Source organism: Roseibium sp. RKSG952 (assembly GCF_009711355.1).
Window position 1 is genome coordinate 1 of sequence record NZ_SMMF01000495.1, and the last position, 1,335, is coordinate 1,335.

General features: G+C 50.5%; 1 protein-coding gene. It reads left to right on the plus strand.

Annotated features, from left to right (window positions below):
- Positions 1-1,266, plus strand: a 1,266-nt coding sequence (locus tag E1297_RS01765) for a thioesterase domain-containing protein (protein ID WP_244327593.1), incomplete at its 5' end; no start/stop codon positions are given.
- Between the last annotated feature and the right edge of the window lie 69 nt (positions 1,267-1,335).

The window sequence follows — 1,335 nt, forward strand, 5'->3', positions numbered from 1 at the left end:
GAGGTCCATGTACTGGATCTTGAGGGGCTTATGGATCTGCCGCATCTGCGCGCCGTGCTTAGAAAAAGCCTTCCAGAGCATATGATTCCCTCGCGTTTTATTGGTTTGTCGCGGTTGCCGGTTACGCGATCAGGCAAGATTGATCGCAAGGCGCTCCCTGATGTGATCGGTGAAACAGCGCTTTCAGTTTACGAACCACCTTCAAGTAATACAGAGAGACTGGTTGCAAAAGTTTTCGGCGAGCTACTTATGGCCAAACAGGTGAGCCGCCACGATGGCTTTTTCGCACTTGGCGGGGATTCCTTGAGCTGTATCCATCTTGTTACCCGTCTTGAACAGGAAACGGGCAAGGCGGTCGCGGTTCGCGATGTATTTGAAGTACCAACTGTAGAAGGTTTGGCGGCCCGGATCGTGTCTGGTCCACAGCCTTATTCCCCATTGGTTCGGTTTAGACAGGTTACGGCAGAAAGAAAAATAGGGCAGAGGACAATCGTCTGTTTCCCGCCAGCTGGTGGGCTGCCAACCTTATTTGGACAAGAACCTGTGTTACGAGCATGGCAGCCCTTTGGATGTGTTCTGGGCATCCAAGCCCGAGGAATGAGACCAATCGAAACCTCATTTACAAGTTACTCAGAAATGTTGTCTTGCTATATCTCCGCCATTACCGGCAGCATCGCGACGCCATTGATCTTCGTCGGCTGGTCGTTGGGGGGGAAAGTGGCGCATGATGTAGCCACCCGATTGCAAGCACTGGGATATGATATTGATGCTATTGTTATTCTGGATTGCAGCGCAGTAGGAAATCAGAATGGGTGGGACGATGCCAGTCCAAATGACCCCTATAACATCAATATTGATCAGGTGTTGCTGGAATTCGACCCAAAAATGTCGGTCGACTTCATTTCGAACTTAAGTGAAGATGAAAAAGTTGTACGCGTCGCAGCAGTGTTTGCTGATATCGGAGTTTTTCCAGCCCAAATCTCGGCACAAGATACCAAATTTGCGCATCAGTTATTGCTTGGCATGGTATCGCAGGCGCAGCTTTTAGAAGGACGAACAGCCCCGGGGTATTTTCATGGCCCGACGCTGCTAGTGCGAGGGCAAGAAAATGCCCAGAAGCAAAACGACCCATACCTTGGCTGGACTGATTATTGCAGCAACATTGATCTCCTCGACGTAAAACACAGACATATGAAGCTTCTTGTTGGGGACGCCGCGATAGAGGTGGCAAAAGTGATTGCAACTTGGTTGAAGGGGCTGTTCTGAGGCGTTGTGGTGTCAACGGCGGAGCAAAATCAGGCCCAAAAGGCCCTGTCGAACCGAAGCTGAGTGTGT